25 protein-coding genes are annotated in these 26896 nt (G+C 43.5%); 19 read left to right on the forward strand and 6 right to left on the reverse strand.

Translation table 11 applies throughout. From position 1 onward, the window contains the following. Nucleotides 1-437: 437 nt before the first annotated feature. The 5 genes from D9X91_RS21140 to D9X91_RS21160 all read left to right on the forward strand — a co-directional run bounded on the left by D9X91_RS21140 (nt 438) and on the right by D9X91_RS21160 (nt 4284). Complete coding sequence (locus D9X91_RS21140; RefSeq protein ID WP_121682643.1) at nt 438-1217, forward strand: transporter substrate-binding domain-containing protein; 780 nt, start codon at nt 438-440, stop codon at nt 1215-1217. Nucleotides 1218-1306: 89 nt separating this feature from the next. Then, nucleotides 1307-1966 carry an amino acid ABC transporter permease gene (locus tag D9X91_RS21145; protein ID WP_121682644.1) on the forward strand — a complete coding sequence of 220 codons (660 nt, stop codon included), beginning with the start codon at nt 1307-1309 and terminating at the stop codon, nt 1964-1966. Next, a complete protein-coding gene (locus tag D9X91_RS21150) occupies nt 1959-2681 on the forward strand; it encodes an amino acid ABC transporter ATP-binding protein (protein ID WP_121682645.1) in 723 nt (240 codons plus the stop codon). Before D9X91_RS21145 ends, D9X91_RS21150 begins: the two co-directional genes overlap by 8 nt. 82 nt (nt 2682-2763) lie before the next feature. Next, nucleotides 2764-3753, forward strand: coding sequence for an aromatic acid exporter family protein (locus tag D9X91_RS21155; RefSeq protein ID WP_121682646.1), 990 nt, complete (start codon nt 2764-2766; stop codon nt 3751-3753). Nucleotides 3754-3777: 24 nt separating this feature from the next. Beyond that, on the forward strand, nt 3778-4284 hold the full coding sequence (locus D9X91_RS21160; RefSeq protein WP_121682664.1) for a L,D-transpeptidase: 507 nt from the start codon (nt 3778-3780) through the stop codon (nt 4282-4284). A gap of 443 nt (nt 4285-4727) precedes the next feature. On the opposite strand, the gene prli42 is transcribed toward D9X91_RS21160, so the two are convergent. Beyond that, nucleotides 4728-4823: a stressosome-associated protein Prli42 gene (gene prli42, locus D9X91_RS22645; RefSeq protein ID WP_158598383.1), complete on the reverse strand. Its 96-nt coding sequence runs from the start codon at nt 4821-4823 to the stop codon at nt 4728-4730. 186 nt (nt 4824-5009) lie between these two features. Here prli42 and mce point away from each other — a divergent pair, with 186 nt between their 5' ends. From mce to gndA, 6 genes are all read left to right on the forward strand, one after another. Beyond that, entirely contained in the window at nt 5010-5435 is a 426-nt protein-coding gene (mce, locus tag D9X91_RS21165; protein ID WP_199738155.1) for a methylmalonyl-CoA epimerase, read from the forward strand. After that, nucleotides 5432-6982, forward strand: a complete 1551-nt coding sequence (locus D9X91_RS21170) for an acyl-CoA carboxylase subunit beta (RefSeq protein ID WP_121682647.1) — start codon at nt 5432-5434, stop codon at nt 6980-6982. The genes mce and D9X91_RS21170 overlap by 4 nt, the downstream gene beginning before the upstream one ends. Nucleotides 6983-7061: 79 nt before the next feature. Further along, complete coding sequence (locus D9X91_RS21175) at nt 7062-8183, forward strand: tripeptidase T (protein WP_121682648.1); 1122 nt, start codon at nt 7062-7064, stop codon at nt 8181-8183. Between the two features lie 171 nt (nt 8184-8354). Next, entirely contained in the window at nt 8355-8822 is a 468-nt protein-coding gene (locus D9X91_RS21180) for a chemotaxis protein CheW (RefSeq protein ID WP_121682649.1), read from the forward strand. Nucleotides 8823-9162: 340 nt separating this feature from the next. Then, nucleotides 9163-10431 carry a DNA polymerase IV gene (locus tag D9X91_RS21185; RefSeq protein ID WP_121682650.1) on the forward strand — a complete coding sequence of 423 codons (1269 nt, stop codon included), beginning with the start codon at nt 9163-9165 and terminating at the stop codon, nt 10429-10431. A gap of 100 nt (nt 10432-10531) precedes the next feature. Further along, complete coding sequence (gndA, locus tag D9X91_RS21190; protein ID WP_121682651.1) at nt 10532-11944, forward strand: NADP-dependent phosphogluconate dehydrogenase; 1413 nt, start codon at nt 10532-10534, stop codon at nt 11942-11944. Nucleotides 11945-12192: 248 nt separating this feature from the next. On the opposite strand, the gene D9X91_RS21195 is transcribed toward gndA, so the two are convergent. The 3 genes from D9X91_RS21195 to zwf form a co-directional block, all read right to left on the reverse strand. Continuing rightward, a complete protein-coding gene (locus tag D9X91_RS21195; RefSeq protein WP_233569883.1) occupies nt 12193-12654 on the reverse strand; it encodes a YueI family protein in 462 nt (153 codons plus the stop codon). A gap of 158 nt (nt 12655-12812) precedes the next feature. Next, nucleotides 12813-13433 (reverse strand): cyclase family protein, encoded by a 621-nt coding sequence (locus D9X91_RS21200; protein ID WP_121682653.1) that lies wholly within the window; start codon nt 13431-13433, stop codon nt 12813-12815. Between the two features lie 30 nt (nt 13434-13463). Continuing rightward, nucleotides 13464-14933 (reverse strand): glucose-6-phosphate dehydrogenase, encoded by a 1470-nt coding sequence (zwf, locus tag D9X91_RS21205; RefSeq protein ID WP_121682666.1) that lies wholly within the window; start codon nt 14931-14933, stop codon nt 13464-13466. 470 nt (nt 14934-15403) lie between these two features. On the opposite strand from zwf, the gene D9X91_RS21210 reads away from it, so the two are divergent. The 4 genes from D9X91_RS21210 to D9X91_RS21225 are packed head-to-tail and all read left to right on the forward strand — an operon-like array spanning nt 15404 to nt 19891. Next, nucleotides 15404-16102: an ABC transporter ATP-binding protein gene (locus D9X91_RS21210; RefSeq protein WP_121682654.1), complete on the forward strand. Its 699-nt coding sequence runs from the start codon at nt 15404-15406 to the stop codon at nt 16100-16102. Next, nucleotides 16099-18357 carry an ABC transporter permease gene (locus D9X91_RS21215; RefSeq protein WP_158598384.1) on the forward strand — a complete coding sequence of 753 codons (2259 nt, stop codon included), beginning with the start codon at nt 16099-16101 and terminating at the stop codon, nt 18355-18357. Before D9X91_RS21210 ends, D9X91_RS21215 begins: the two co-directional genes overlap by 4 nt. Before the next feature lie 48 nt (nt 18358-18405). Further along, nucleotides 18406-19347 carry a ribonuclease Z gene (gene rnz / locus D9X91_RS21220; RefSeq protein ID WP_121682656.1) on the forward strand — a complete coding sequence of 314 codons (942 nt, stop codon included), beginning with the start codon at nt 18406-18408 and terminating at the stop codon, nt 19345-19347. Between the two features lies 1 nt (nt 19348). Continuing rightward, nucleotides 19349-19891: a histidine phosphatase family protein gene (locus tag D9X91_RS21225; RefSeq protein WP_121682657.1), complete on the forward strand. Its 543-nt coding sequence runs from the start codon at nt 19349-19351 to the stop codon at nt 19889-19891. A gap of 172 nt (nt 19892-20063) precedes the next feature. Here D9X91_RS21225 and namA read toward each other — a convergent pair whose 3' ends face one another. Next, nucleotides 20064-21086 (reverse strand): NADPH dehydrogenase NamA, encoded by a 1023-nt coding sequence (gene namA / locus D9X91_RS21230; RefSeq protein ID WP_121682658.1) that lies wholly within the window; start codon nt 21084-21086, stop codon nt 20064-20066. A gap of 85 nt (nt 21087-21171) precedes the next feature. Then, on the reverse strand, nt 21172-22314 hold the full coding sequence (locus D9X91_RS21235; RefSeq protein ID WP_121682659.1) for a glycosyltransferase: 1143 nt from the start codon (nt 22312-22314) through the stop codon (nt 21172-21174). A 677-nt stretch (nt 22315-22991) separates the two neighbouring features. Between D9X91_RS21235 and D9X91_RS21240 the strand changes: the two genes are divergently transcribed. The 4 genes from D9X91_RS21240 (at nt 22992) to D9X91_RS21255 (ending at nt 26748) form a co-directional block, all read left to right on the forward strand. Next, complete coding sequence (locus D9X91_RS21240) at nt 22992-23954, forward strand: MBL fold metallo-hydrolase (protein ID WP_121682660.1); 963 nt, start codon at nt 22992-22994, stop codon at nt 23952-23954. 17 nt (nt 23955-23971) lie between these two features. Beyond that, nucleotides 23972-24769, forward strand: coding sequence for an SDR family NAD(P)-dependent oxidoreductase (locus D9X91_RS21245; RefSeq protein ID WP_233569885.1), 798 nt, complete (start codon nt 23972-23974; stop codon nt 24767-24769). Nucleotides 24770-24899: 130 nt separating this feature from the next. Then, nucleotides 24900-25421 (forward strand): sigma-70 family RNA polymerase sigma factor, encoded by a 522-nt coding sequence (locus D9X91_RS21250; RefSeq protein WP_121682662.1) that lies wholly within the window; start codon nt 24900-24902, stop codon nt 25419-25421. Beyond that, the gene (locus D9X91_RS21255) at nt 25405-26748 is read left to right on the forward strand and encodes a DUF4179 domain-containing protein (protein WP_121682663.1); all 1344 of its coding nucleotides are present in this window, start codon (nt 25405-25407) and stop codon (nt 26746-26748) included. Before D9X91_RS21250 ends, D9X91_RS21255 begins: the two co-directional genes overlap by 17 nt. Nucleotides 26749-26896: the final 148 nt, after the last annotated feature.

Consider the following 26896-nt stretch of genomic DNA (forward strand, 5'->3'; position numbering starts at 1 on the left):
CCGAATCAGGTGCCCGTCAATATGGATTTTTCCTGTATAGGGAATCAGATTGCGAATCAGCTTCCCGTCAATGTGTTTTTTCCAATGAAGGGAATCAGATTGAGAATCAGGTGCCCGTCAAAATGAATTCACTCTGTGAAGGGAACCAGCACTCGAACCTGATACTTTCCAAAGTGAATTCACCCTGTAAAAGGAACCAGCTAACCTAAATGATACTCCTCAATTGAACTTTCCCCCTGATGGTCACGGAATCATTATTATAGTTCTCCTAACTCCTGCAACGCAGTCATTATTCTCAGAAAATTGGAACTTTCAATCTCGCAAATAAATATTTATAAAATCTATTGAATATTTATTGAATCATGATAGAATGCATATATGCGAATTAATATACTATATTTTGAATTAATATACATCAATTCAAGGAGGAATATTCAATGAAAAAATTAATGGCAATCATAATGATATCTTTATTAACAGTTGGAATGCTGTCTGCATGCGGACAAAAGAATGGCAAATCAGCCGATGATAAAAAAGTACTGGTGATGGCGACTTCTGCAGATTATCCGCCATTTGAATATGTCGATACAGCAAAAAGTGATAAAATCGTCGGCTTTGACATTGATTTGGCAAATGCTCTTGCAAAGAAACTAGGCTATAAGATCAAAGTGGAGGATAAAGACTTCAGCGGGTTGATCACGGCTCTTAAAACAAAGCAGGCCGATTTGGTTCTTTCAGGAATGACGCCAACTGAAAAACGCAAAAAGAACGTGGATTTCAGTGATGTATATTATGAGGCAAATGATATGCTCATCACGAAAAAAGACAGCAACATTAAAAGTGTAGAAGATTTAAAGGGTGGTAAAGTAGGAGCTCAATTAGGTTCTATCCAAGAGGATGCTGCCAAGGATTTACAGAAAAAAGTAAACGTACAAGTTGAAACAAGGAACCGAATCCCAGAGCTTGTGCAGGATGTGGTGAATGGACGATTCCAGGGTGCGATCATTGAAGATACAGTTGCAAAGGGGTACCTTAAGAAGGACAAGCAATTAACCGGGATGACACTTGGTTCAAAAGATGATGAAAAAGGCTCTGCCATCGCATTTCCTAAAGGAAGCCCAATCAAAGATAAATTCAATAAAGCTCTTAAAGAAATGAAAGACAATGGTGAGCTCGATAAATTGGTCGTCAAATGGTTTGGTGGAGAACAAAAATAATAAATTGGGGACGTTCAGTTTTCAACGATTGAACGTCTTCGCTATTTATCGGTGGAACGAATGCCAAAAATGAGAAAGGTTGGTGACCCATGACATTGGATTTTCAACAGCTTATTCCTTCCATTCCATTTATATTGAAAGGGATAGGCGTTACCTTAAAAATAGTATTATTGGCAGGGGTCTTGGGGTTCTTGCTCGGAATTATATTAGCTTTATTCAAAATCAGCAAATTGAAAGTATTGGCAGTAATTGCGGATGTTTATACATCGATTTTCAGGGGGACGCCGCTCGTACTCCAATTGATGCTCATATTTTATGGCTCTCCTCAAATTATCGGAAGCCAAGTTGAACCCTATACGGCAGCGGTCCTGTCATTTGCATTGAACTCTGCTGCGTATATATCCGAAATCATCCGCGCCGGAATCCTTGCTGTGGACAAGGGTCAGCAGGAGGCAGCCTCTGCATTGGGGATTTCATACAAACAAATGATGAAGGACATCATCCTGCCGCAGGCACTGAAAAATATCCTGCCGGCACTCATGAATGAATTCATCACTCTAACGAAGGAATCTGCCATTGTTACGGTCATTGGCGTGACTGATATCATGAGAAGATCTTATATGGTCGGGAGTGATTTATACTCTTTCTTCGAGCCATTGCTGTTTGCAGGATTGATCTATTATCTTCTCGTCATCATTTTAACCATACTAGGTAAAGCAGTAGAGAGGAGGATGAGACTCAGTGATTAAAGTCCAAGGATTGACGAAATCATTTGGAAAAAACGAAGTATTAAAAGATATAGATGTCACCATCCAAGATGGCGAAGTGGTCGCGGTCATCGGCCCTTCCGGATCGGGAAAGTCCACATTCCTTCGCTGCCTGAATCTATTGGAATCCGCATCGGGCGGGGAAATATGGGTGCATGAAGAGAAGATTACCGACAAAAAAGTAGACAGCCAAATGTTGAGGAAAGATATCGGCATGGTTTTTCAGCATTTTCATCTTTTTCCCCATATGACCGTATTGGAGAATATCACTTATGCCCCGATCAAGGTAAAGGGATTGAAAAAAGAGGAAGCCGCCGTGCTGGCCAAGGATCTGTTGACGAAGGTTGGTCTCATCGAAAAAGCGGAGGAATATCCAAATCGCCTTTCAGGTGGACAAAAACAAAGGGTTGCGATTGCGAGGGCACTGGCGATGAACCCTCGTATCATGCTTTTTGATGAGCCGACTTCCGCCCTTGATCCAGAAATGGTCAAAGAAGTATTGGAGGTAATGAAGTCGTTGGCTCATACCGGAATGACGATGGTAATCGTCACGCACGAAATGGGCTTTGCCAAAGAGGTTGCGGATCGCGTGTTGTTTTTGGATCAAGGCAAATTAGTGGAGGATGCTGCTCCGTCAGAATTTTTCAGCCAGCCAAAATCACAGCGTGCGCAGGATTTCTTGCAAAAAGTACTGTAAACATATTATTCTTAATGAGAAAAGATGGTCATTTCGATCATCTTTTCTCATTGTTACATACTTTTTTATTAGGAGAAGGTCCATGTTTCGTATAGGATACAGAACGATCAAAACCGCCATTGGGACGGTGGCAGCCATTATGCTCGCGCAGTGGTTCGATTTGCATAATTTCGTCTCAGCAGGAATCATCACCATTTTATGTATACAGGTAACAAAGAAGCAGTCTCTTCAAGCCGCATGGAGCAGGTTCCTGGCTTGCATGCTGGCGATGGTTTTTTCGTCTGTCTTTTTCGAAGTTTTGAGCTATCAGCCAATTGTCATCGGACTATTATTGCTGCTCTTCATCCCGACTACCGTGATGATCAAGGCAAAAGAGGGAATTGTCACGAGCATCGTCATCATCCTTCATATTTATTCTGCTGGTCAAGTCACGATCCATTCCCTGTTGAATGAATTTTTCATCATCATCATCGGCATCGGCGTCGCATTGATCATGAATCTATATATGCCAAGCGCAGAGAATAAACTGATGGAATATCAAGAAGAACTAGAGAAAAAGTTCCAAATCATGTTTTCTGAAATCATCAGGTATTTGCGTACGCATCAATTTGATTGGGATGGGAAAGAAATTACGGAAACGGCTAAGCTTTTGGACGAGGCAAAGAGGTTGTCAGTCCGGGAGCTTCAAAACCACGTCCTCAAAACGGAAGATACATATTATCATTACTTCAAAATGAGGGAAAAACAGTTTGAAATCATTGAACGGGTCCTTCCCATTGTGACGTCGCTGGATATTAATGTAGAACAGTCACAGATCATTGCAGACTTCATGGAGAAATTGAGCACAAATATACATCCCGGCAATACTGCTTATCTATACTTGAAAAAGCTGTATGATATGAAAATAACATTTGAAAGCATGGAACTGCCCAAAACAAGGGAAGAGTTTGAGGTCAGGGCCGCTTTATTTCAGTTTGTGAGGGAAATGGAACAATATTTATTGATTAAAAGCTCCTTTAAGGGAATCAGAAAGAAAAAAACGTATCGTCAAGAAGCAAGGGATGCAAACTAAAGGAAAACCAAAGTGGTGATCAGTTTGCGAATTCTTTTAGTTTTTCTTTTAGTAATGGGCTCCCCAATCTGGCCGATCGGCAGGAACCCCATTCAAGGAGACCCCTTCATCATCATAAATAAAAGGACTAATGAGCTCGCTTTTTATCATGAAGGCAACTTAAAGCTAAAAACGAAAGTAGCAACGGGAAAAACGAATGAATTGACGCCTGAAGGCCTTTTCACCGTTACGATAAAAGCGAAAGATCCTTATTACAGAAGGGGAAACATTCCAGGAGGAGACCCACGGAACCCATTAGGGTCCAGGTGGATCGGATTCGATGCCCGCGGTACGGATGGGAGGATATACGGACTGCATGGAACGAACCGCCCTTCGTCAATCGGCAAGTATATTTCAAATGGATGTGTACGGCTGCCAAAAAAGGCTGTCGAAGAATTATATGACATGGTCCCGCTTGGTACAAAGGTCTATATCACCAACAGCAAGGATAGTTTTAATAAAATCGCCAAAAGATTTGGCGCCATACCATAAAATCAGACGGTCAAAAATGAGTGGGATTCCAGTAGGGGAAATTTAACGGGCAGTCCCGATTGTGGGACTGCCCTAATTATAATTTATAGATAAATTGATGGACATTTCTTTCCGACTCACCCCCCGAGCCTCGGAAGTAATTCAACCTGCGTTAGGAATAAACAGAAAAAGACTGTAGGAAAACTTGAATCTTCAAATTTTCCTACAGTCTTATTTTTCCATTGAAGGGTATAAAGTTTCTTTGTTTCAAGAAAAAATTCAAGTTGTAATTTTCCCAGGTCTATACGCCTCTAGACAAGCTATCTCCGCTTCTCTGTTTAAAAGGCAGTTTTCTCAAGGATTGTTGTTGTAAAGAGTGCTTCTTGTAAATCATTCATCCTTCCGCGGAAATCAACCTTGCAAAGACTTTGATGAATAGCACCAAACTTTACGAAAAGAGCCTTTTATAAAAACATCGAGAGTCCGAATATCAATGTGGTTGCAATCATGGCCAATAGCATTAAATAGACGACTACTTTTTGGATCGTTTTGTTTCTCACGAATCTCTCTCCTCCTGCGGTTTCATCTTTCTATTATTTTATCGATTGAAAGGCGATCTGACAAGCATATCTCCATGTTGGAAATGAAAACGCTTGCGTAATTTGTCGGATTTAGCAGGATTTTTCTCCTCCTTTATGGAATATAGTATTAGTTTTGTCTATTTCTATCACCAAGGAGGATGACAGATGATCAAGAAGGTTGACCATATCGGAATAGCTGTTCGCTCTCTTCAGGAAACACTGCCATTTTATCAGGAAACACTGGGGTTGCCTCTCCTTAAAATAGAGGAGGTAGAGTCCGAGCGTGTCCGTGTAGCGTTTATTGATAGTGGAAATGTAAAACTAGAATTATTGGAGCCGACAGATTCCGGAAGCGCCATTGCGAAGTTTATCGAGAAAAAAGGGGAAGGAATCCATCATGTAGCATTTGGGGTCGATTCCATCCAGGAACGTATAGATGAATTGAAGGAAAATGGGATCCGCATGATACAGGATGCACCGAAATCAGGGGCAGGAGGAGCCCAGGTCGCATTCATGCATCCTAAATCTGCGAATGGCGTCCTTTATGAACTGTGCGAGAAACAAATGACATCGGGGGGAGAGGAACAATGACAGACATATATGAAAAAATCAATGAATTATATGACATGCGCCGCAAAGTGGAAATGGGCGGCGGTGATCAAAAGATAGAAAAACAGCACGAAAAAGGAAAACTCACGGCCCGTGAGCGGATCGATCTTTTAGTGGATCCTGGTTCTTTCGTTGAATTGAATCCTTTCATTCAACATCGATGCAATGATTTTGGACTCGATTCCGTGGAAGGTCCCGGAGACGGGGTCGTTACCGGATATGGAAAGGTGAATGGAAAACCTATTTACCTATTCTCCCAGGACTTTACTGTCTTTGGAGGTGCATTGGGCGAAATGCATGCGAAAAAGATTGCCCATGTAATGGACCTGGCAGCGAAAAATGGGGCACCATTCATCGGTCTGAATGATTCCGGAGGTGCTCGTATCCAGGAAGGCGTCGTTTCATTGGATGGATACGGCCATATTTTCTATAGGAACTCGATATATTCAGGCGTGATTCCTCAAATTTCAGTGATTATGGGTCCTTGTGCCGGAGGTGCAGTCTATTCCCCTGCCATCACTGATTTTGTCTTCATGGTTGATGAAACGAGCCAGATGTTCATCACAGGACCAAAGGTGATCGAGACTGTCACAGGAGAAAAAATAACTCCTGAAGATTTAGGCGGCTCAAAAGTACACAATTCCATCAGCGGCAATGCCCACTTCCGCGGGGGAAGTGAGGAAGAGGTACTTTCCATGGTAAGGGAACTTATTTCCTATCTTCCCCAAAGCAATGAGGAAAGGCCGCAGATTGCTGCTTTTGAAGATGAGGATCATTATCGTCCGGAACTGACGGACATCATCCCATTCGATGCCATCCGGCCATATGATGTGCGCAAAGTGATTGAGCATGTGGTTGATCATGGATCTTTCATGGAAATACAATCTGAATTTGCAAAGAATATCGTAATCGGACTTGCCCGAATCAAAGGGGAAGTGGTCGGCCTCGTGTGCAATCAGCCGAAATTCATGGCAGGCGGGCTTGATATCGACTCTTCCGATAAAGCATCGAGATTCATTCGTTTTTGTGATTCGTTCAATATACCGTTGGTTACCTTTGAAGATGTCACCGGCTTCTTTCCGGGGGTCAAACAGGAGCATGGAGGCATCATCCGCCATGGAGCCAAGATTTTATATGCCTACTCCGAGGCAACCGTTCCAAAAATCACGGTCATTTTGCGCAAAGCTTTTGGTGGAGCATATGTGGCATTGAATAGTAAATCGATCGGTGCAGACCTGGTCTATGCCTGGCCGAATGCCGAAATCGCCGTTATGGGGCCTCAAGGTGCGGCCAATATAATCTTTGCCAAGGAAATACAAGGCAGCGAGGACCCGGAAATGGTCCGCAGCCAAAAGATAGAAGAGTACCGAGAGAAATTTGCCAACCCGTATGTCGCTGCATCCAGGGGAATGGTCGACGATGTCATCGACCCAAGGGAGACGAGGATCAAATTGATCCAGGCACTCGAAATGATGAGGAATAAAAAAGAAACACGTCCTTCCAAGAAACATGGAAATATCCCGTTATAGATCAAAAGGGAGTTTATTTGTCCTTGCACCGTATTCACGGTATACTTATTTCGTGAATACATAATTGGAGGTTCATATTATGATAAATGAAGAACGAGTTCTAAATGAATTTCTTGAACTGGTACAAATTGATTCAGAGACTAAAAATGAAAGTGAAATTGCCAAGGTTTTAAAGAAAAAATTCGAGGACCTCGGCGTCGAAGTATTCGAAGATGATACGATGGAACAAACTGGACATGGTGCAGGAAATCTCATCTGCACGCTGAAGGGAAATAAAGATGGAGTCGATCCGATTTATTTTACTTCCCATATGGATACAGTGGTTCCCGGAAAAGGAATCAAGCCTTCCATTAAAGATGGATATGTTGTGACGGATGGAACGACCATATTGGGCGCGGATGATAAGGCTGGATTAGCCAGCATGTTCGAAGCTCTTCGCGTCTTGAAAGAAGAGAATATTGAACATGGAACGATCCAATTCATCATCACAGTCGGTGAAGAATCAGGGCTTGTCGGAGCTAAAGCACTTGATTCATCACTGGTGAAGGCGAAGTTTGGATTTGCACTTGACAGTGATGGGAAGGTCGGAAATATCATTGTCGCTGCTCCAACACAAGCGAAGCTGATGACAACGATCTTTGGAAAGACTGCACATGCAGGTGTTGCCCCTGAAAAAGGTGTTTCTGCCATAACGATTGCTTCCAAAGCCATTTCCAGAATGCCGCTGGGACGAATCGATGAAGAAACGACAGCAAATATCGGACGCTTCGAAGGTGGCAAAGCGACAAATATCGTATGCGACCGTGTGGATATTTTAGCTGAAGCCCGTTCTCTAGTACCTGAGAAAATGGAACAGCAAGTGGCCAAAATGAAAGAAGCTTTTGAACAAGCTGCGGAAGAACTAGGTGGAAAAGCAGAAGTGGAAGTTCAGGTCATGTATCCAGGCTTCAAATTCGGCGAGGGCGACCATGTAGTGGAAATCGCAAAAAAAGCTGCCGCTAAAATCGGACGCGAAAGCAATCTTCTTACGAGTGGTGGAGGCAGCGATGCAAATGTCATTGCAGGATTCGGCGTACCGACTGTCAATTTGGCGGTAGGATATGAAGAAATCCATACGACAAATGAACGCATGCCTGTTGAAGAACTGACGAAGCTTTCCGAAATGGTTGTTGCCATCGTGAAGGAAGTAGCAGCATCCTGATCTAATCCAATGCTGTTTTCATGAGAAAAGAGCCATTTTTAACGACTTTTGGCTGTCCCGAAACCGCGGGACAGTCTTTTTTATATAATCACGGCCATTTTCATGAAAAGTATGGTAAATTTAGAAGTATAATGCTTTCGAAATATTTTTTGCACGAAGGGGGTCAAAAGAATGAATGAGAAAGCAATCATTTTCAAAGTGAATGAAGAAGAATATGGCATCCCGATCAATTATGTCATATCCATTGAAAAGCTTCCCGATATCAAAGCGATACCCCATTTGCCTCATTATGTAAAGGGCATCGTGAAGGTGAGGGGGGAACTTCTGCCCGTCCTCGATTTTGAAGAGCTCCTTTATGAGCAATCCCTCCAAAAGGATGAGCACTCCCGGATGATCGTCTTGCAGACAGAAAAGATTTCAATCGGTTTGCTTGTCAGGGAAGCTAAGGAGATAATCGATATTCCATCCGAACGCTTAAAACAGGTAGGATTGATGGGGTATCAAAGCACAAAATACTTTTCCGGAGTTGCCAACATGGAAGATGGACTCATTACAATGATCGATCCTGATATCCTGGTGTCTACATTGGAAGGGATAAAAGAAATTCAGGAATATGTGAGCGCACAGGAAACAGTATGATGAAACAACTCGAAGGGGCTGTCTAAAAATCGGACAGGCTCTTTTTTTTAGACTGTTTTCTTAAAGGTCGTAGGTCGTTATAAAGATCCTAATGCCGATTTTAACGTAAAAATAGCTATTTTGTTCGTTGAAATAATGTTTTCCAGCTCTTTTCTCCCTATATACGAAATTTTGAACTTGAAACATTGCTTAAATAATCATACTTTATTAGCTAAAGCAACAACGTATGAGAAAAGAGCCTTCTTTTATCAGCCATATCCCTGTAGAGTTGTTCGCAGAATTGGTATAATGAATAAAAATATGAACGTATACAACATTTGCTTATGGGAAGTGAAATAACGTGAGAAGCTATTACCCGAAGAAAGGCCGGGTCATTCTTCATGTGGATATGAATAGTTTTTATGCCTCAGTCGAAATGGCCTACGATCCTTCCTTAAAAGGGAAGCCGTTGGCGATAGCAGGGAATCCTGAGGAACGAAAAGGGATAATCGTCACTTGCAGCTATGAGGCAAGGAAGTACGGGGTCAAAACAACCATGCCTCTTTGGGAAGCGAAGAAAAAATGTCCGCAGATGATCATCATGAAACCTAATTTCGAGAGATATCGTGCAGCTTCAAAGGGAATGTTTGATATTTTAAGAACGTTCACAGATCTGGTCGAGCCTGTTTCGATTGATGAAGGCTATATGGACATTACGGAAAGCTATGAGCTTGGGTCCCCGTTGGATATTGCGAAAAGTATTCAAAACCGTATCATGGAGCAGCTTGATTTACCGTGCAGCATCGGGATCGCCCCGAATAAATTCCTGGCAAAAATGGCATCGGACATGAAAAAGCCGATGGGCATCACAGTTCTAAGAAAAAGGGATATTCCGACCATCCTGTGGCCGCTTCCGGCTGGAGAAATGCATGGCATCGGCTCGAAGACAGCTGAAAAATTAAAAGGGATCAATATTGAAACGATCAAAGAGCTTGCTGAAGGAAATGATATTCAGTTGAAGCAAGTCCTGGGAATCAATGGCATCCGCCTCAAAGATAAGGCGAACGGGATTGATTCAAGAGCAGTCGATCCCGATTCTGTGTATGATTTCAAAAGTGTCGGGAATTCGACTACGCTTCCACGGGACGTGTCCAATCAGCAAGAGCTCCTGAATGTATTGAAGGAGCTTTCATCAAAGGTCTCACATCGATTAAGAAGAAAGAATGCACTGGCTAAAAATATTTCAATCATGATTCGTTACAAAGATCGCAAGACGATAACAAGAAGCCGCAAGCTTAAAAATCCCATTGTCAAACCAGAAGAAATCTTTGCAGCGGCCAGTCAGTTGTTCATTGAGCATTGGAATGGGAATGCCGTCCGTCTATTAGGGGTGACGGGCCAGGATTTAATAGAGGAAGAAGATGCATTCATGCAGATGGACCTTTTCTCATATGAAAAGGAAGCGGAAAAGGAGCCCCTGTATAAAGCCATCGACACTTTGAATCAACGATTCGGGAAAGGTTCGATCACAAAAGGCGTCAAAACGAAGGAAACAACATCCAATAGCAAGACTGATACAAGCTTTAACAAAGATTTTTTATTCGACTCCAAAGTGGAGCGTGAGGATTAAAGTTAAGCCTTTTATTTGCATCGAATGGGGAATACTGATACAGTGAAATCGATTATGATGCATGTGTTTATACACTCGAATCAGAAGGGACGTAGTAAAAATGTCAAAACAGCAAATAGGCGTTATCGGACTCGCCGTTATGGGAAAAAATTTGGCTTGGAACATTGAAAGCAGGGGATACTCGGTTTCAGTCTACAATCGTTCAAGCGAAAAAACCGAAGAAATGCTTAAAGAATCAAAAGGAAAAAATGTCACAGGTACATACAGCATCGAAGAATTCGTGAATTCGCTGGAAAAGCCCCGCAAAATATTGCTTATGGTCAAAGCGGGTGCTCCAACGGATGCGACAATCGATCAATTGACCCCTCATCTTGAAAAGGGGGATATCTTGATTGATGGAGGAAATACATTTTTTGAGGATACCCAGCGCAGGAACAAGAAATTAAGCGAGCTTGGGATTCATTTCATCGGAACTGGAGTGTCAGGTGGAGAAGAAGGCGCCTTGACAGGACCATCCATCATGCCGGGAGGGCAAAAGGAAGCCTATGATCTGATCGAGCCGATTTTGAAGGATATCGCAGCCAAGGTGGACGGAGATTCCTGCACGACCTATATCGGTCCGGATGGGGCCGGCCATTATGTAAAAATGGTTCACAACGGCATTGAATATGGGGATATGCAGCTGATTGCAGAAGCGTATTTCCTTTTGAAAAATGTACTTGGATTGTCTGCGGAAGAACTTCATGAAGTATTCGCGGAATGGAACAAAGGTGAGCTTGACAGCTATTTGATCGAGATTACCGCTGATATCTTCACAAAAAAAGATGAAGAAACCGGCAAGCCAATGGTCGATGTCATCCTCGATAAAGCAGGCCAAAAAGGAACGGGAAAATGGACGAGCCAAAGCGCCTTGAACTTGGGTGTACCACTGCCGATCATCACGGAGTCCGTCTTTGCCCGATTCATTTCGGCCATCAAAGATGAACGCATCAAGGCGAGCAAAGTGCTCAGCGGCCCAGGGAAGAAGGGATTCACCGGGGATAAAAAGGCATTGATCGAATCTATCCGCAAAGCGCTGTATATGAGTAAAATCTGTTCTTATGCCCAAGGCTTTTCACAGATGAAATATGCTTCAGAAGAATATGATTGGAATCTGCGCTATGGCGACATCGCCATGATCTTCAGGGGAGGATGCATCATCCGCGCCCAATTCCTGCAAAAAATCAAAGACGCCTATGATCGTGAAGCTCAATTGGATAACCTCTTGCTTGATCCTTACTTTAAAGAGATTGTTGAGAGCTATCAGTATGCACTGCGCGAAGTCGTATCAGTTGCCGTTCAAAACGGCATCCCTGTACCTGGCTTCTCATCGGCCATGGCCTATTACGACAGCTACCGTACAGAGACGCTGCCGGCCAATTTGATTCAAGCGCAGCGCGACTACTTTGGGGCGCACACCTATCAACGCGTAGACAAAGACGGAATCTTCCACACAGAATGGATGAAAAAATAAAAGCGGAACCTTCCTGTTCATCGACGTATGGGCTGGACCGACTCGAGTGAGATAAAGGAAACACGCGGGACAAAGTCCAGCGATGTTGACTTATCGTAAACGAGGGGAGGGAAGCCCGCTACTCGATAGGAAGGTGCAGCTGGATAAATAAAAGCGGAACCTTCCTGTTCATCGACGTATGGGCTGGACCGATAAACAACAGGATCGAGAAAGTGACTTCTCGATCCTGTTTTATCTGCAAAATGTGATCACCGCGATCGTTTCTTTCTGAACAACTTGCCAAAGAGGGAGTTGTTCTTTTTTTTGTTCTTTTTTTGCTCGCTGCTTTCAACCTTTGCAATGTCTGATTCTATATATATTTGTTCAATGTCCACTGCATGATCGTATGCAAGCACCAAACCGATTTCTGTCGTAGTTTGTGCATCATTGACAATCGAAAACGGAATTTCGTATTTATTTGAGAGTTTGATGAAGGGGGATAAATACGTGTAATCCATTTCTCCATTCAATAATAGCTTCGCCTTTTTGTGATTCCGCATGATGCCTTCCAGTTCGTTCAAGACTTTCCTTTCCCGGATCTGTCTTTTCGTCAATGCGACAACGACCCTTTCGCGAATGGTCCCCAGGAATTTTTTTCGTTCACCAGGCTTTGTCTGCTTCTCTCCATAAATCCCATTTTGAATGTAATCATCCACCGATGTCCGGTCCAAATCGACGTACCTCCTTAGAACTGTTGAGCTTTGCAATTTTTCCATCGCTAAATTATATGTTCAGCGGAATGGAACGGAACTTATGATAATCAAGAAGGATGAATTCCATGAAAAAACCAGGCGCCGCTCATTGGCAAGCCCTGGTTTTTTCATTTCAATTATGCGATGATTTGATCCAATAATAGAATCCTTGCCGGGGAAGCATCCGTACCTTGGATTTTCAACGGCGCGGCGATCATGAAATACGTTCCTTCCGGAACTTCTTCAAGCTGCAGGCCTTCAATGATGATCACGTCATTGGACATCAACGCTTTATGTGTCGGGTGTCCTTCCTGGGCTCTTTCGATGCCCAAAGAGTCGATTCCCACACCTGTGATGCCGACGGAAGCCAAATATTGTGCGGCATCTTCAGCTAAATAAATGAAATCAAAGTTGAATTCACGATCAAATGAGTTTTTCGTTTTGAATAAAATGAAATCGCCCTTTTGAATATCGTAGGAAATGATATCATTTTTCGTGATCTTTCCGTCGACTCTTGTCAAATCCAATACTCGGCATGGCCGAACCAAGTTTTCGATATCGATCGTCTCGATTGTTTCCCCATCATTGATCATGTGAAGCGGTGCATCGACGTGGGTGCCTGTATGGACATCCATGCAGATCCTTGATTCCGTTACGTGCCCATTTGTATTCGTTTCAACATTCGGCTGCTTTTCGGGCTTGTTTTTATATACAGGCATGCCATTATAGATTGGTGCGGTAATATCATAAATTTTCATCTTATTCCCCTCCAGAAAAAATTAATAGTTTTAACAGTTATCTACGTCCAGGTTTGTGACTGGCCACCAGAAAAATCCATCCTTTGCCAGAAGCTCGTCCGCTGCCCTTGGCCCCATTGTGCCTGCTTCATAATTCGGGAAGCCAGTATCCTTAGTGCTTTCCCAAATATCCGAAATTTTGTCCACAAAACTCCAGGATAAAGCCACTTCGTCCCAGTGGGTGAAATTAGTCGCATCTCCTCGCATACAATCGTGCAGCAGCTTTTCATAAGCTTCAGGAGTATTCATTCCATCCACGCTTTTGTTGGAGAAGTTTAATTTCACTGGAGTCGTTTCCATTCCTTGGCCTGACTTCTTCGCATTTAAGTGGAGCGTGATTCCTTCTTCAGGCTGGATATGAATTACCAGTAAGTTTGGAGCAAGCGGCTTATCCATGCTGTAGTAAAGGTTCATCGGTATATCTTTAAATTGCACGACGATTTTGGTGGATTTCGCTGTCATCCGTTTACCTGTACGGATATAAATGGGGACTCCTGCCCATCGGAAGTTGTCGATCATCAACTTACCGGCTACATAAGTTTCTGTATTTGATTCTTCATTAACATTATGTTCTTCCCTGTAGCCTGAAACGGATTTCCCATCGATTTGACCTTCTCCGTATTGGCCTCTTACAAAGTAATCTTTAATTCCTTCATCCTTTATCGAACGAAGTGCACGAAGCACCTTCACCTTTTCGCTCCGAATTTCATCTGTCGTCAACTTAATCGGCGGCTCCATGGCTAAAAGCGCGACCATCTGAAGCATGTGGTTCTGCACCATATCGCGAAGGGCGCCGCTTTTTTCATAGTAGCCTCCGCGCTCTTCGACACCAAGGGTTTCACTTGATGTCACTTGTATATTGGAAATGTAGCGATTATTCCAGAGAGGTTCGAAGAGTGCATTGGCAAAGCGAATGACTTCGATGTTCTGGATCATTTCCTTTCCTAAGTAATGATCGATCCTGTAAATTTCATCTTCAGAGAAGGCGGTCCGGATCCGCTCATTCAATTCTTGGGCAGATGGCAAATCATGCCCGAATGGCTTTTCGATGACTAATCGTTTAAAGCCTGAAGTGTCTGTAAGTCCGTCTGATTTTAAATGTTCAGCAATCGTTCCGAAGAACTCCGGTGCCATCGCCAAATAGAAAATGCGGTTGCCATCGATTGAGTACTCTCCATCCAAATCATCGGCAAGCTTCTTTAAAGCCATGTAAGAATCCGAATCCGTCACATCATGTGCTTGATAATAAAAATGAGACACAAACTCATCGATATTATCGTTGCTTCCGATCGATGTAAGAACCGAGTCTTTGACATGCGCTTTGAAATCCTCATGTGACAATGGACGGCGGGCGACACCAATGACAGCGAATCGCTTCGTCAATTTCCCTTTATTGAATAAATGATACAGTGATGGATACAGTTTTCTCTTGGCTAAGTCTCCGGTCGCCCCAAAAATCATGATTAAAGAAGTCGGGATATCATTATGCTTCACAATTAAGTACCTCACTTTTTTAGCGTTCTTTTCTATGTAGTATTTACCTAGATCTTTTATTTAAAGGCCCTTTTCGCAAAGTTTGCTGCTATTAAATAAGGTTTATTTCCACTGAGGCCCTTCAACTGACCAGCTTTATTCACGCATCTTCAACTACATTCAGCAGCTTATGATGACAAGAAAAACTGTTAATAACAACTATCCTTTAGAAAAAGCCTTTATTTAAAATATTCTCTTCGAAAACAGACTTATAAAAAAACCCTGTACAAGTATTTAATTTTAGCGGTTTAAGTATTAATTCGCAAATGTTTCGCAACAATTTATCTCCAAGATAATATATTTAATTTATGAAATAAAATCATTAAAATATTTCATAAATATATTGTGGATGTATTTTAAGTTGTGTATGATTATGTTGAAAAGGAGGAGAGGGACCCATGATTTCATTGGATAATGTTTGTAAAACGTATAAAAGCGGCGAGATTGAGGTGAGGGCATTGAAAAATGTCTCCTTTGATCTTCCTGATAAATCTATTTCCGTTATACTCGGCCCTTCAGGATCTGGAAAGTCGACGCTGTTGAATGTAATCGGAGGGATAGACCGCCTAAGTCAGGGAAGCATCTCGGTTCTGGGGCGCGATATCAGCCGCTGCAAGGAAAAGGAGCTTACTGGCTATAGAAGGGAACTAATCGGATTTATTTTTCAATCCTATAATCTGATTTCAACATTGAACGTCAGGGAAAATGTAGAGGTAGGGGCTGAAATCAGTGAAAACCCATTGGATATAGATGATGTATTGGAAAAGGTGGGCATGCTCGATAAGAAACATAAATATCCCCATCAATTAAGCGGCGGTGAGCAGCAGCGGGTGGCCATTGCCAGGGCTCTTGTTAAAAATCCAAAGGTGCTGCTCTGTGATGAGCCGACGGGAGCATTAGATGAAGAAACCGGGAAAAAGATCTTGCATTTGCTGCAGGATATCAATAAAAAATATGAAACGACCATCCTCATCATCACTCACAATCAAGGGTTTGCCGACATGGCAGACTGGGTCGTGAAAATGAAAAGCGGGGAACTTGCTGCCATCGACCACAATGAATCGCCGGTTTCTGCCGAGAAGGTGAAATGGGTATGAAAAAGCTGTATAAAGGGATATTTCGGGAACTGATTCAAAAGAAATGGCAGTATGGAGGGACGATGCTGCTCATTATGATTGCCGTATTGATGTATGTCATGTTAAGTGCTTCCATTACAGCGGTCGATCAAAGCAATCAACGATTTAAACGGGATTATAAGCAAGAGGATTTTCATTTTTATGTATCGAGCCAGTTGGATTCTGAAGCGATTAAACAAATCGAAAAAAATAATGGCGTTGTCATTGAGAAGCGTATAACGGCTGATGTCGATCTTTCAGCCAAAAAGAGTCTGCGTTTTTTCAATCTTCCCCATTCAGTCAATCAAGCCTTTTTATCTGAAGGAAGGCTTCCTGATGAGAATCACGAGTTTGCGATATCGGAGGCGTTTGCAAAGGCGAACAATATAAAAGTTGGAGATATGATCAAGCTTAATGGAACGGATTGGAAGATCTCTGGTTTAGCCTATCTTCCCGATTATATCTATTCCGTAAAGAATGAAGAAGATTTGATTCATGATTCATCTGCTTTTGGAATAGCATTGACGAGTGAAAAGAATATCGATGCACTTGGACCACAAACTTTCTACTATGTAGGCAGGTGGAATGAACATAAACATGATCTTTCTAAATTGAAATCATCCATATCTAAGGTTTCCCCTGTTATCAGATGGGTCAATGCAAAGGAAAATTCACGGATATCATATATCAATACCGAAATCAAAGGTACAAGGTCTTTTACGACCGCACTGCCTCTATTTATTGCAATCATTGCTATGATGATGGTCATTATTTTAGTGAGGCGCCGTTTGCAAACGCAGAGGAAGCAAATCGGCACACAGCTTGCTTTGGGATACCGTCCCAGTGAATTGATTAAGGCATATATATTGTATCCGGTCATCGTGAGCCTATCCGGTTCGTTTCTTGGGATCATCTCAGGCCTTTTGCTGTCTCTCCCATTAACGGACTATTATACTTTTTTCTACAACCTGCCCTTATTGTCTCGGTGGGGGATGAGCCCGTTCGTGATTTTGGGAGCCGTCTTTGTCCCACTCATCTTGCTCGTGTCAGCGGGGTATTGGGCTATCCGAAAACAAGTGTCGCTTTCTCCGATTGAACTTTTGCGCCCCGCTTCGACAGACAAGAAAGGCCGAAAGCCAAGGAAGTCCATTCCGATCGTCAAAGGTTTTAAAATGCGCTTTCGCCTAAGGATGCTGACCAAAAATATTGGCAGGATCGTTTATTTGCTCATCGGAATCTGCTTTGCCACCATTCTGCTCATGTATGGATTCATCAGCATGAACTCCATGGATGTATTGATGAACAAAACCTATCAAGAAGGCATGAATTATAATTACGGCATTTATTATCAAGAGCTCAAGCAAGGGAAGCTTCAGGGCGAAGCGGATGTATTCTCGATTGCCGAAGCTGATGTGAAAAGTAAAAATGCTGCTGAACCGAAGAAAATCCAGCTTTATGGCATTGATCAAGGCATCCACTCACTCAACTTAAAAAATAAAGATGGAAAGGATTTATCTTCATCCATGGATGGGGGGATCATCCTTAACAAGGTGGTTGCCTACTCATTGAATGTAAAAAAAGGAGACCAGGTCACGATTAAAATGTTGTCAAATGACAAAAAGAAATCATTCCGGGTGAAAGGAATCGCGGAGTTGTATACAGGAACTTCCGCTTATATTGATCGGAAAGAGCTGAATCAGCTAGCCGAATATCCTGAAAATGCCTACTTGGGCAAGTGGACCATGCAAAAACCAAAAAAGGAAAAATCTGTTCTAATGGTTGAAAATAAACAAGATATGATGGACTCTATGGAATCCTTGATGGGACCGATGAGGTATTCGATTTTTATTATGGCTTTCCTGGCATTCTTGATAGGCTTGATCATCATTACATTGATCACCAACTTGATCGTCGATGAAAACACGGCTGCAATCTCTCTTATGAAAGTCATTGGCTATGAAGATTCGACCATATCGAAATTAATGCTGAATATTTATACCCCAATCGTCTTCCTGGCATATGTCATCGGGGTTCCATCCGCTATTTACAGCATCGATGCCTTGATGAAATCAATCGCAAGCCAGACGAATTATGTGCTTCCTGTTTCCGTAGATCCGATTATGTTCGCAGTGGGCCTTTTATTGATTTTGGCATGCTACTATGTGTCGATATGGATCGCCAAACGAAAGCTCAAGAAGGTTTCGCTGCAGGAAGTGCTGAAAAGGCAAGAGGGATGAACTTTGTGTTAAAATAGCACCAAGTGAACATCGTAGGAGGTCGTTTGATTGGAGCTTTTGTTTTTGGGTACAGGGGCTGGAGTGCCCGCGAAAATCAGAAATGTTACATCACTGGCTTTAAAGCTATTGGATGAAAGGAAAGCTGTGTGGCTTTTTGACTGTGGGGAAGCCACACAGCATCAAATCCTTTCAACGAATTTAAAGCCGAGGAAAATAGAGAAAATTTTTATTACTCACCTTCATGGCGATCATATTTTCGGGCTGCCTGGTTTTTTGGGGAGCCGTTCCTTCCAGGGCGGGACATCATTGTTGACTATATACGGTCCAAAGGGGATCAAGGAATTTATTGATGTCTCATTGAAAATCAGCGATACCCATCTGCAATATCCGCTTGAAATCATCGAGATCGATGAGGGTACGGTCTTTCAAGATAAACAATTTACAGTGGAGGCCCTGCCTCTGGACCATGCGCTTCCTTCGATTGGCTATCGGATCATTGAAAGCGACAAACCAGGCACTTTACAGGCAGACAGACTTGCTGAAATGGGGATTAAACCTGGTCCGCACTTCAAACATTTGAAAGAAGGGAAGTCCATTACTTTGGAGGATGGTTCCGTCATTCATGGAGCTGATTTTTTAGGCCCTCATCAAAAAGGGAGGATCGTGGCAATCCTTGGGGATACACGTCCGTGTGATAATGCCGTGGAATTGGCAAGGGATGCCGACCTGCTCGTACATGAAGCTACATTTTCCGCAGACAGTGCGGAAATGGCCCACAATTATTTTCATTCAACGACTGCACAGGCGGCGGACATCGCGATGCGCGCCAATGTACGATCACTTGTGTTGACGCATATCAGCTCCCGCTACGGGAAAGACGATTGGGCTTCCATGCGCGAGGAGGCGAGGTCCATCTTTGCAAATTCGGATATCGCATTTGATTTTATGGAGATTGATATACCGTACTCAAACCGCGAAACGGGGGAGTAGAATGAAAAAAAATATATATCTCGTCCGTCATGCCAAAGCAGAAGGGCAGGAGTTTTCTGCGTCTTTGACCGAACTTGGTAGAAGGCAGGCTCAAGGGCTCATTTCTTTTTTTCAAAATAAAAAGATTGATCGAATCGTCTCAAGTCCGTTCCTAAGGGCTATGGAAACGATACGGCCGCTGGCTGAGTCAATCGATTTAAATATTGAAGAGGATGTGCGCCTTTCGGAACGGGTGCTGAGCCAAGAGGATTTCCCTGATTGGAAAGACAAATTAAGAGAAAGTTTTGATGATTTCAGTTTGGCCTTCCCTGGCGGGGAATCCTCCCAAGCCGGGTTCGACCGGGCAAAATCGCTTATAGAGGAAATACGTAAGTCACCTTATGAAAATATCATTTTAGTCAGCCATGGGAATCTATCGACGCTGCTCCTGAGGCAATTCGATGAGCAGTATGGATATGAGCATTTGATGAACCTGACCAATCCTGATGTCTATCACATCAGGATGGATGGCGATTCTGTACATATTTGGAGAATATGGGAGTGAAATTGGTTACCGAGCAAGTCTTCGCTTTCCGAAGGCGCATCGGAATTTACAAAATGCTCTTCAATCTACAGCAATTACCATGTAATGATTACCAAGTAAATATAAAAAAATGACAAAAGGCATCGGGATAAGTTCCTCCCGATGCCTTTTGTATGGTTAATAACGAAAAAGTTTACAGCCAGCCCCGCTCATATTGCTTTGGAGGTTCGATGTCGACTCTAAGTTCTTTGGCAGCCGTTCTTGGCCAGTAAGGATCCCTTAACAGTTCTCTGGCTAGGAAAATGAGATCTGCCCGGTCATTTTGAAGTATTTCCTCAGCTTGGATACCGGTGGTGATCAATCCGACAGCACCCGTTGGCACATCTGCGCCATGCTTGATGGCTTCAGCAGGCTTGACCTGATAGCCGGGATATACAGGAATTTGCGCCGGTACTACGGCCCCTGAGCTGACGTCGATTAAATCGACTCCCTGTTCTTTCATCCACTTTGCCATGGATACGTAATCTTCGACATCGAGTCCTTCCGGGTGATAGTCGCGTGCTGATACGCGTACAAATAATGGGCCATCCCATACTTCTTTCACCGCCTCGATGATTTCCTGCAGGAAACGGTAGCGGTTTTCAGGGGAGCCTCCGTATGTATCCGTGCGTTTGTTCGTTAAAGGAGAAAGGAATTCGTTGATCAAGTATCCATGCGCACCATGAAGCTCAATCACATCAAATCCGGCTTTTTTCGCGCGTACGGCGCCTTCCTTGAATGCTTGAATCGTTTCTTGAATATCTTCATCCGTCATTTCCTTTGGTGTTTTCATGTCTCCATTGAATGCAATCGCGGATGGTGCAAGGATTTCGCCTTCCAGAACGGCTTTTCTTCCGGCGTGGGCCAATTGAATCCCTGTTGCCGCCCCGTGGGCTTTCATCATCTGTACAAGCTTGGAAAGCCCCTCTACATGTTCATCGCTCCAAATCCCTAAGTCCTGCGGTGAAATTCTTCCTTGAGGAGTCACAGCTGTAGCTTCCGTGATAATCAATCCGACTTGGCCTACAGCCCTGCTCGTATAGTGGGTATAGTGCCAATCCCCGGCCATTCCATCTTCGTTTTCGCATGAATACATGCACATCGGTGCCATGACGATACGATTTTTTAATGTAAGATCTTTTATTTTATAAGGTTCAAACAGTTTTTTATTTGCCATATTGATTGCCTCCCAACTATTTAGTGACCCTAAATATGGTATCCATTATATCAGCGTTTAACCGGTGTTCAAAGAAAGATGCTTATCAGTGCCGGCGATGTCTTCTCAGTTCCTTCAGTGAGTACATCGTGCCCCTCCATTCGATTCCTCCCCGTTTGAACGTCAGAAAGGTCGCCCTCAGAATCGAATAGAGAAAGAGGCATGCTGTGAACGGGAAGACAAGAAAGAGCCAAGGGGAAAAGTTGGTCATCTTCTTGATGACAGCTTTGTACAGGAAAAACAGCAAAGCAATGACGATGACTGATAAAAGCTTTGACCACCCGTCCCCTGTAAAGATGAGAAAGAAAGGGAGCACCTGTGAAATGAATACTGCTGCTATGGCGAAAACAACCATGGCTGCCTGATAATTGAACCCGGCAAACGTATTTTTTTCCAGTCCCTTCAAGGCCGACAGCAATGACGGGTACCATTCAACCTGAAGAAGCGACAGCCCTGTCGACATTCTTTGTTTGTACCCAAAGCGTTTCACAAGCATGCCCAATTGCAGGTCTTCATCAGGGCAAGCTTTTATTTCCTCATGTGTTCCGATTCGGCTGTACACTGAAGAACGAATCAGATTGAATGCCCCGATGCCGATCCCGATCTTGGATCGATCATCATTTGCTTTCCACGGCCGCTTGTAGTACGAAAAGCCAAAAAGGAAGAAGGCAACGAATGTTTTCAGCCAAAATGGCTCTGCCTTCAAATCTGGTGCTGCTGTCAAATGGTCAATCTTATTTTTTATCATGTAATTCACGGCTTTCCCCACCGCGTGTTTCTCAAAAACCACATCAGCATCGGTAAATAAGATCAGCTCCCCATCAGCCTGTTGAAACCCTTTATATAAGGCATGGTTTTTTCCGAGCCATCCATCCGGCAGCCTTTCGATGTGGATGACTGACAGCTGAGGGTGATTTTTTGCCATTTCATCCATGATTGTTCCAGTGCCGTCCGATGATCGATCGTTGACAAGGACCCACTGGATGTTCCTATATGTCTGTTGAAGCTGGCTTTCAATGCTTCTGCGTATATAATCTGCCTCATTTTTGGCCGCAATGACGATCGAGACAAGCGGACCATCCCTCAATGCACTGGTCGATTCCAGCTTTTCTATTTTCCTTATGCCGATGAGTAAGTCAATGGCAATCACAATCCATACAATTAAAATCAAACCGAGTAAATAATGCATCCATTCACCAATTTCATTTTGTTTTTTTCTATTATATCCTAGATTCCGATATTTTTAGGGTATATGGTGTTCTTTCTTTTAGTCTTCAATGGTAGTGAAGGTTGATTTCCGTGCAAGTCTCTTCCTTCCGCGGGCCTCACACGAAGTGAGGTCGTTCGATGTTGGCACAGGACAAGGAACGCTTCGACAGCGACACATCGCACGAAAAAAATGCCTGGCATTTTTTGAGGTCGTACCGAACTTAATCGTTCATCCTTGCTCTATTCCTCCTCCGTTTTTCCTTCCGGAGTCTTCGACCTGCACTACAATCAACAGCTGGAAAGAGCTAAAAGCAACAAAAAGATTTAACAGAGCCTCTATTGAGGTTGATTGGAGCGGAAGGTGCGAGACGCCGGAGGCTCACCTGCGCGCCCCTCGGAAAGCGAGCATGCTTCCGAGGAAATCAACCTTGCACAGACTTTGATTATAAATATAAAGAATTTCTAATAGATTGTCGTTTTTAACTTTTTTAAATAGGAATCTTTCATAAATGGCGATTGCAGCGAAAGGTACGGATATCGATTGGATTCCATACTCCTTATAGGAACATAATGACAATTTGCCTTAATATCTGTAAACTGAAGTAAGAATGTTCGTTTGATTTTATATAAAAATAATAATTATAGGTGATGATGAAAATGACATTTTGGCAAAATGACATAGCTAAGCTGATTCTTCCAACCCCGTTTGCCGTCGGGGATGTGAACGTATATTTGTTGAAGGGTGAGAAGCTCACCTTGATCGACGCCGGCCCCAAAACCGATGAGGCATGGGAAGCCTTTCTTTTTCAACTTTCCCAGATTGGATTGACCCCAGAGGATATCGAGCAAGTGGTCTTGACACACCATCATCCCGATCATGTCGGCCTGCTGGACTGGCTTCCGGATGATCTGCCGGTTTATGGCCATACATATTGTCGGAAATGGCTATTTCGAACGAATCAATTCGATGAAGAACATGACCGCTACTATTATGAGCTCTTTCACCAATTCGGCGTCGAGGGTAATGTGGATGATATGCTGAAAACCATGAAATCCCCCTTGAAGTATTCCTGTCAGCGGCCATTGACGGGTACCCTTCAAGAAGGGGATGCAGTTCCTGGCTGTCCGGGATGGTTGGTGCTGGAAACTCCCGGACATGCCCAAAGCCATTTATCATTTTTTAATGAGAAAACCGGGACCTTGATTGCCGGTGATCATATATTGGCGACGATCTCATCCAATCCGCTGCTGGAACCGCCTTTAAAGCCGGATGAAGCAAGGCCGAAGCCGCAGCTTCAGTACAATGCATCATTGAAGAAAATGCTCGACTATCGCATTACAAAAGCATACACGGGGCATGGGACAGAGGTGCTGAAGGTGCATGACCTGATTGAAAGAAGGCTTTCAAAGCAGCATGCCCGCGCCAAGCAAGTGAAGGACATGATCTCTAAACAAGAGAAAACCGCCTTCGAAATCTGCAAAGAGATGTTTCCGGCCGTTTACGAAAAGGAGCCAGCCTTGACTTTATCGGAAAGCGTCGCACAATTGGATTATTTGATTTCCGAGGGGGAGATTGAATCGATTGAACGTGGCGGCGTCTATTACTATCATGCTTTATGAGGGAGAGGATAACCATCGTGAATAATCAGCGTCTTCATGGGAAAAACGTTGTCATTACGGGGGCGTCTGCGGGGATCGGTGAAGAGATGGCATACCTTTGCGCCCAGAATGGAGCCAATGTATTCTTATTGGCGCGAAGGCTGGACAAGCTTCAATCAATAAAAGAAAAAATTGATTCTGACTACGGGGTTCACTGCTATATCTCCAGCTTGGATGTTTCCGAACATGATCAAATCCCGGCTGTTTTTCAAACAGTGTATGAAAAAATGGGCCGCGTCGACGTACTTGTGAACAATGCCGGCTTTGGCGTTTTTGATGAAATCCTTGATGCGGACTTCAATGACATTTCCGGAATGTTCAATGTCAATGTCCTCGGCTTGATCGCCTGCACTCAGCAGGTCATATCGGACATGTGCCATCATCGTTCTGGCCACATCATCAATATTGCTTCCCAAGCAGGAAAATTGGCCACCCCGAAATCAAGCGTCTATGCTGCGTCGAAGCATGCGGTCCTCGGCTTCACGAACAGCATCCGGATGGAGCTTTCTCGATCTGATGTATATGTCACCGCCGTCAATCCTGGACCGATTGCGACCAATTTTTTTGACGTTGCCGATGAATCAGGCACATATGTGAAAAATGTTGAAAAATTCATGCTCACACCCCACTATGTCGCCGGTAAAGTAGTTTCGCGCATGCTCACCAATACGCGTGAAATCAACCTGCCTGGATGGATGAACATAGGGAGCACTTTGTATGCCTTATTTCCAAGGCTAGTGGAGCGGATCGGGAAAAATGCATTTTTTAAAAAATGATGCTGTTGCCGCAGATATTTCTGCGGCATTTTTTTCTGTTTTTTGAAGAAATAGCCATAAAAAACATTTTATTAAATCTTTTTTTCTACGTTTGCCGTCTAATCGTTGAGAGGGAAGGGGGAATGGGTGATTGGACCAGCTTAAGATCATAAAAAAAGCAAAAAAAGGGGATCACGAGGCCTTTTACCAGTTGATGCAAAGCCATAAAGAACGGCTTTACCGGATTGCATACTCGTATTTGAAAAGCGAAGCCGATGCGCTTGAAGCGATTCAGGAAACGACATTCAGGGCGTATCGTTTCATAAAAAAATTAAAAAAGCCTGAATTTTTTTCCACATGGCTCATTCGGATCCTGATTAATTACTGCAACGATGAATTAAAGAAGCGCAATCGAATCGTTTTTAGCGATCAGGTCATTGAAACAGCCGGCTCCAAGGAAGATCTCTATCCCATTGAAATCGAGGAAGCCATCAATAGCTTGGATGAAAAATATCGCCAAGTCATCACGATGAAGTACTTGCATGACCTGAAAATCAAAGAAATAGCCATGATAATGGACTCTCCTGAAGGTACGATTAAAACGTGGCTTGCAAAAGGACTTCGATTATTGAAGCAGGATCTGGGGAGGAAAGGGGATGTCCGGGATGCATGAATACGAAAGAGAGCTTTCCAATGCTAAAGAGAAACTCAATCATATCACGGTACCGGAAGATGCGCTGGACCGGGCGATTTTAGCCGGGATCGAAAAGGGTAAGTCTTCCAGGGCACGCCGCATTCACGCCAGGTATTGGATCCAATCGAGTGCGGCCGCTATACTTTTCTTGATGCTGCTGGCAGGTGCCATCCATCAATCGGACTTGGTGGCCGGCTATGTGAGGAAGCTGCCCGGAATGGAAAAAATCGTGGAGTTGGTTCATCAGGATAAAGGGCTCGTCGATCTTGTCAATCACAATTTTGTCCAAAAGATTGGAAAGAGCGACTCCCACGGAGGGGTGACTTTCACAGTCGAGAATATCATTGCCGATGATCAGCAAATGTTTCTGTATTACAAATTGTCTGCCGCCGATGGCCGTAAATTCAAGGACGTGAAGCTGAAGCAATTATCGCTACAAGATATCCATGGCGAAAAAATCAAAGAGTATACCCTTGGTTTCACTCCTGATATTGGAGATGTTGACAAAGCGAAGACACAGCTGTTCGAGGCCGATTATGGACTGACGCATCCGTTGAATGACCAATCTTACCAGCTTGAGGTCCGGCTTGGGGGAGATCCATCACTGGAAAATGAAGTTTGGCGCATCCCGATCACGCTTGACCATACTAAAATGGGCCCAAGTCAAACAATCCGGGTCAACAAGACCGCATCGGTCGAGGGACAAAAGGTTTTCATTAAGAATGTCGCCTTTTCACCGACGAGGGTGGCTGTCTCCGTTGACTATCCCGAAGGGAACAGCAAGCAGATCTTAAATATGGAAGACTTGGAGCTGGTCGATGAAAAAGGGGAGGCGTGGTCCCGGGTATCAAATGGAACAACACGGTCCGGCGAAGGAAATCATGTGACATATTATCTGGAAAGCAATTACTTCAAGAAGCCGAAGCGGTTATATTTGGTGTTCCATAAGCTGCAGGCGCTTGATAAAGATGAGCTCGAAGTCGTGGTCGACCCCGCGCATGAAAAACTCGTGAAAGCACCGAAGGATGGCAAGCTGGAGAAAGTGAAGTATGTGCCGGAAGGACATAACCTTGAGTTTACCTTGAAGGGGGATTTCCGCCTCGGAAGTGTTTTTACACAATATATGGCTCCTAAAGGGGAATTTAAATATTTACATGAAGATGAATATAGACATTCCGGAGACGATAAAGGCACAATTGTATATGGATTCGCAGACCCGTTGAAGGATCCGAACGAGCTGCTGACGCTCAAGCTGAACGCTTATCCCGCCTATATCCATGGGGATGTAAAGATTCGGCTTAAATAATAAAGGTTGTTGCCTTTCCCGACCTAACGGCCCTAATCTTTATGAAAAGACCCAAACACAAAATAGAAGCAGCCAACTCTCTGGCTGCTCAGGCTGTCGAGAAACTCTCGACAGCCATTTTTATTTTCATTTACTTCAATAATTCACC

The sequence above is a fragment of the Falsibacillus albus genome (genome assembly GCF_003668575.1).
GTDB classification, from domain to species: Bacteria; Bacillota; Bacilli; order Bacillales; family DSM-25281; genus Falsibacillus; species Falsibacillus albus.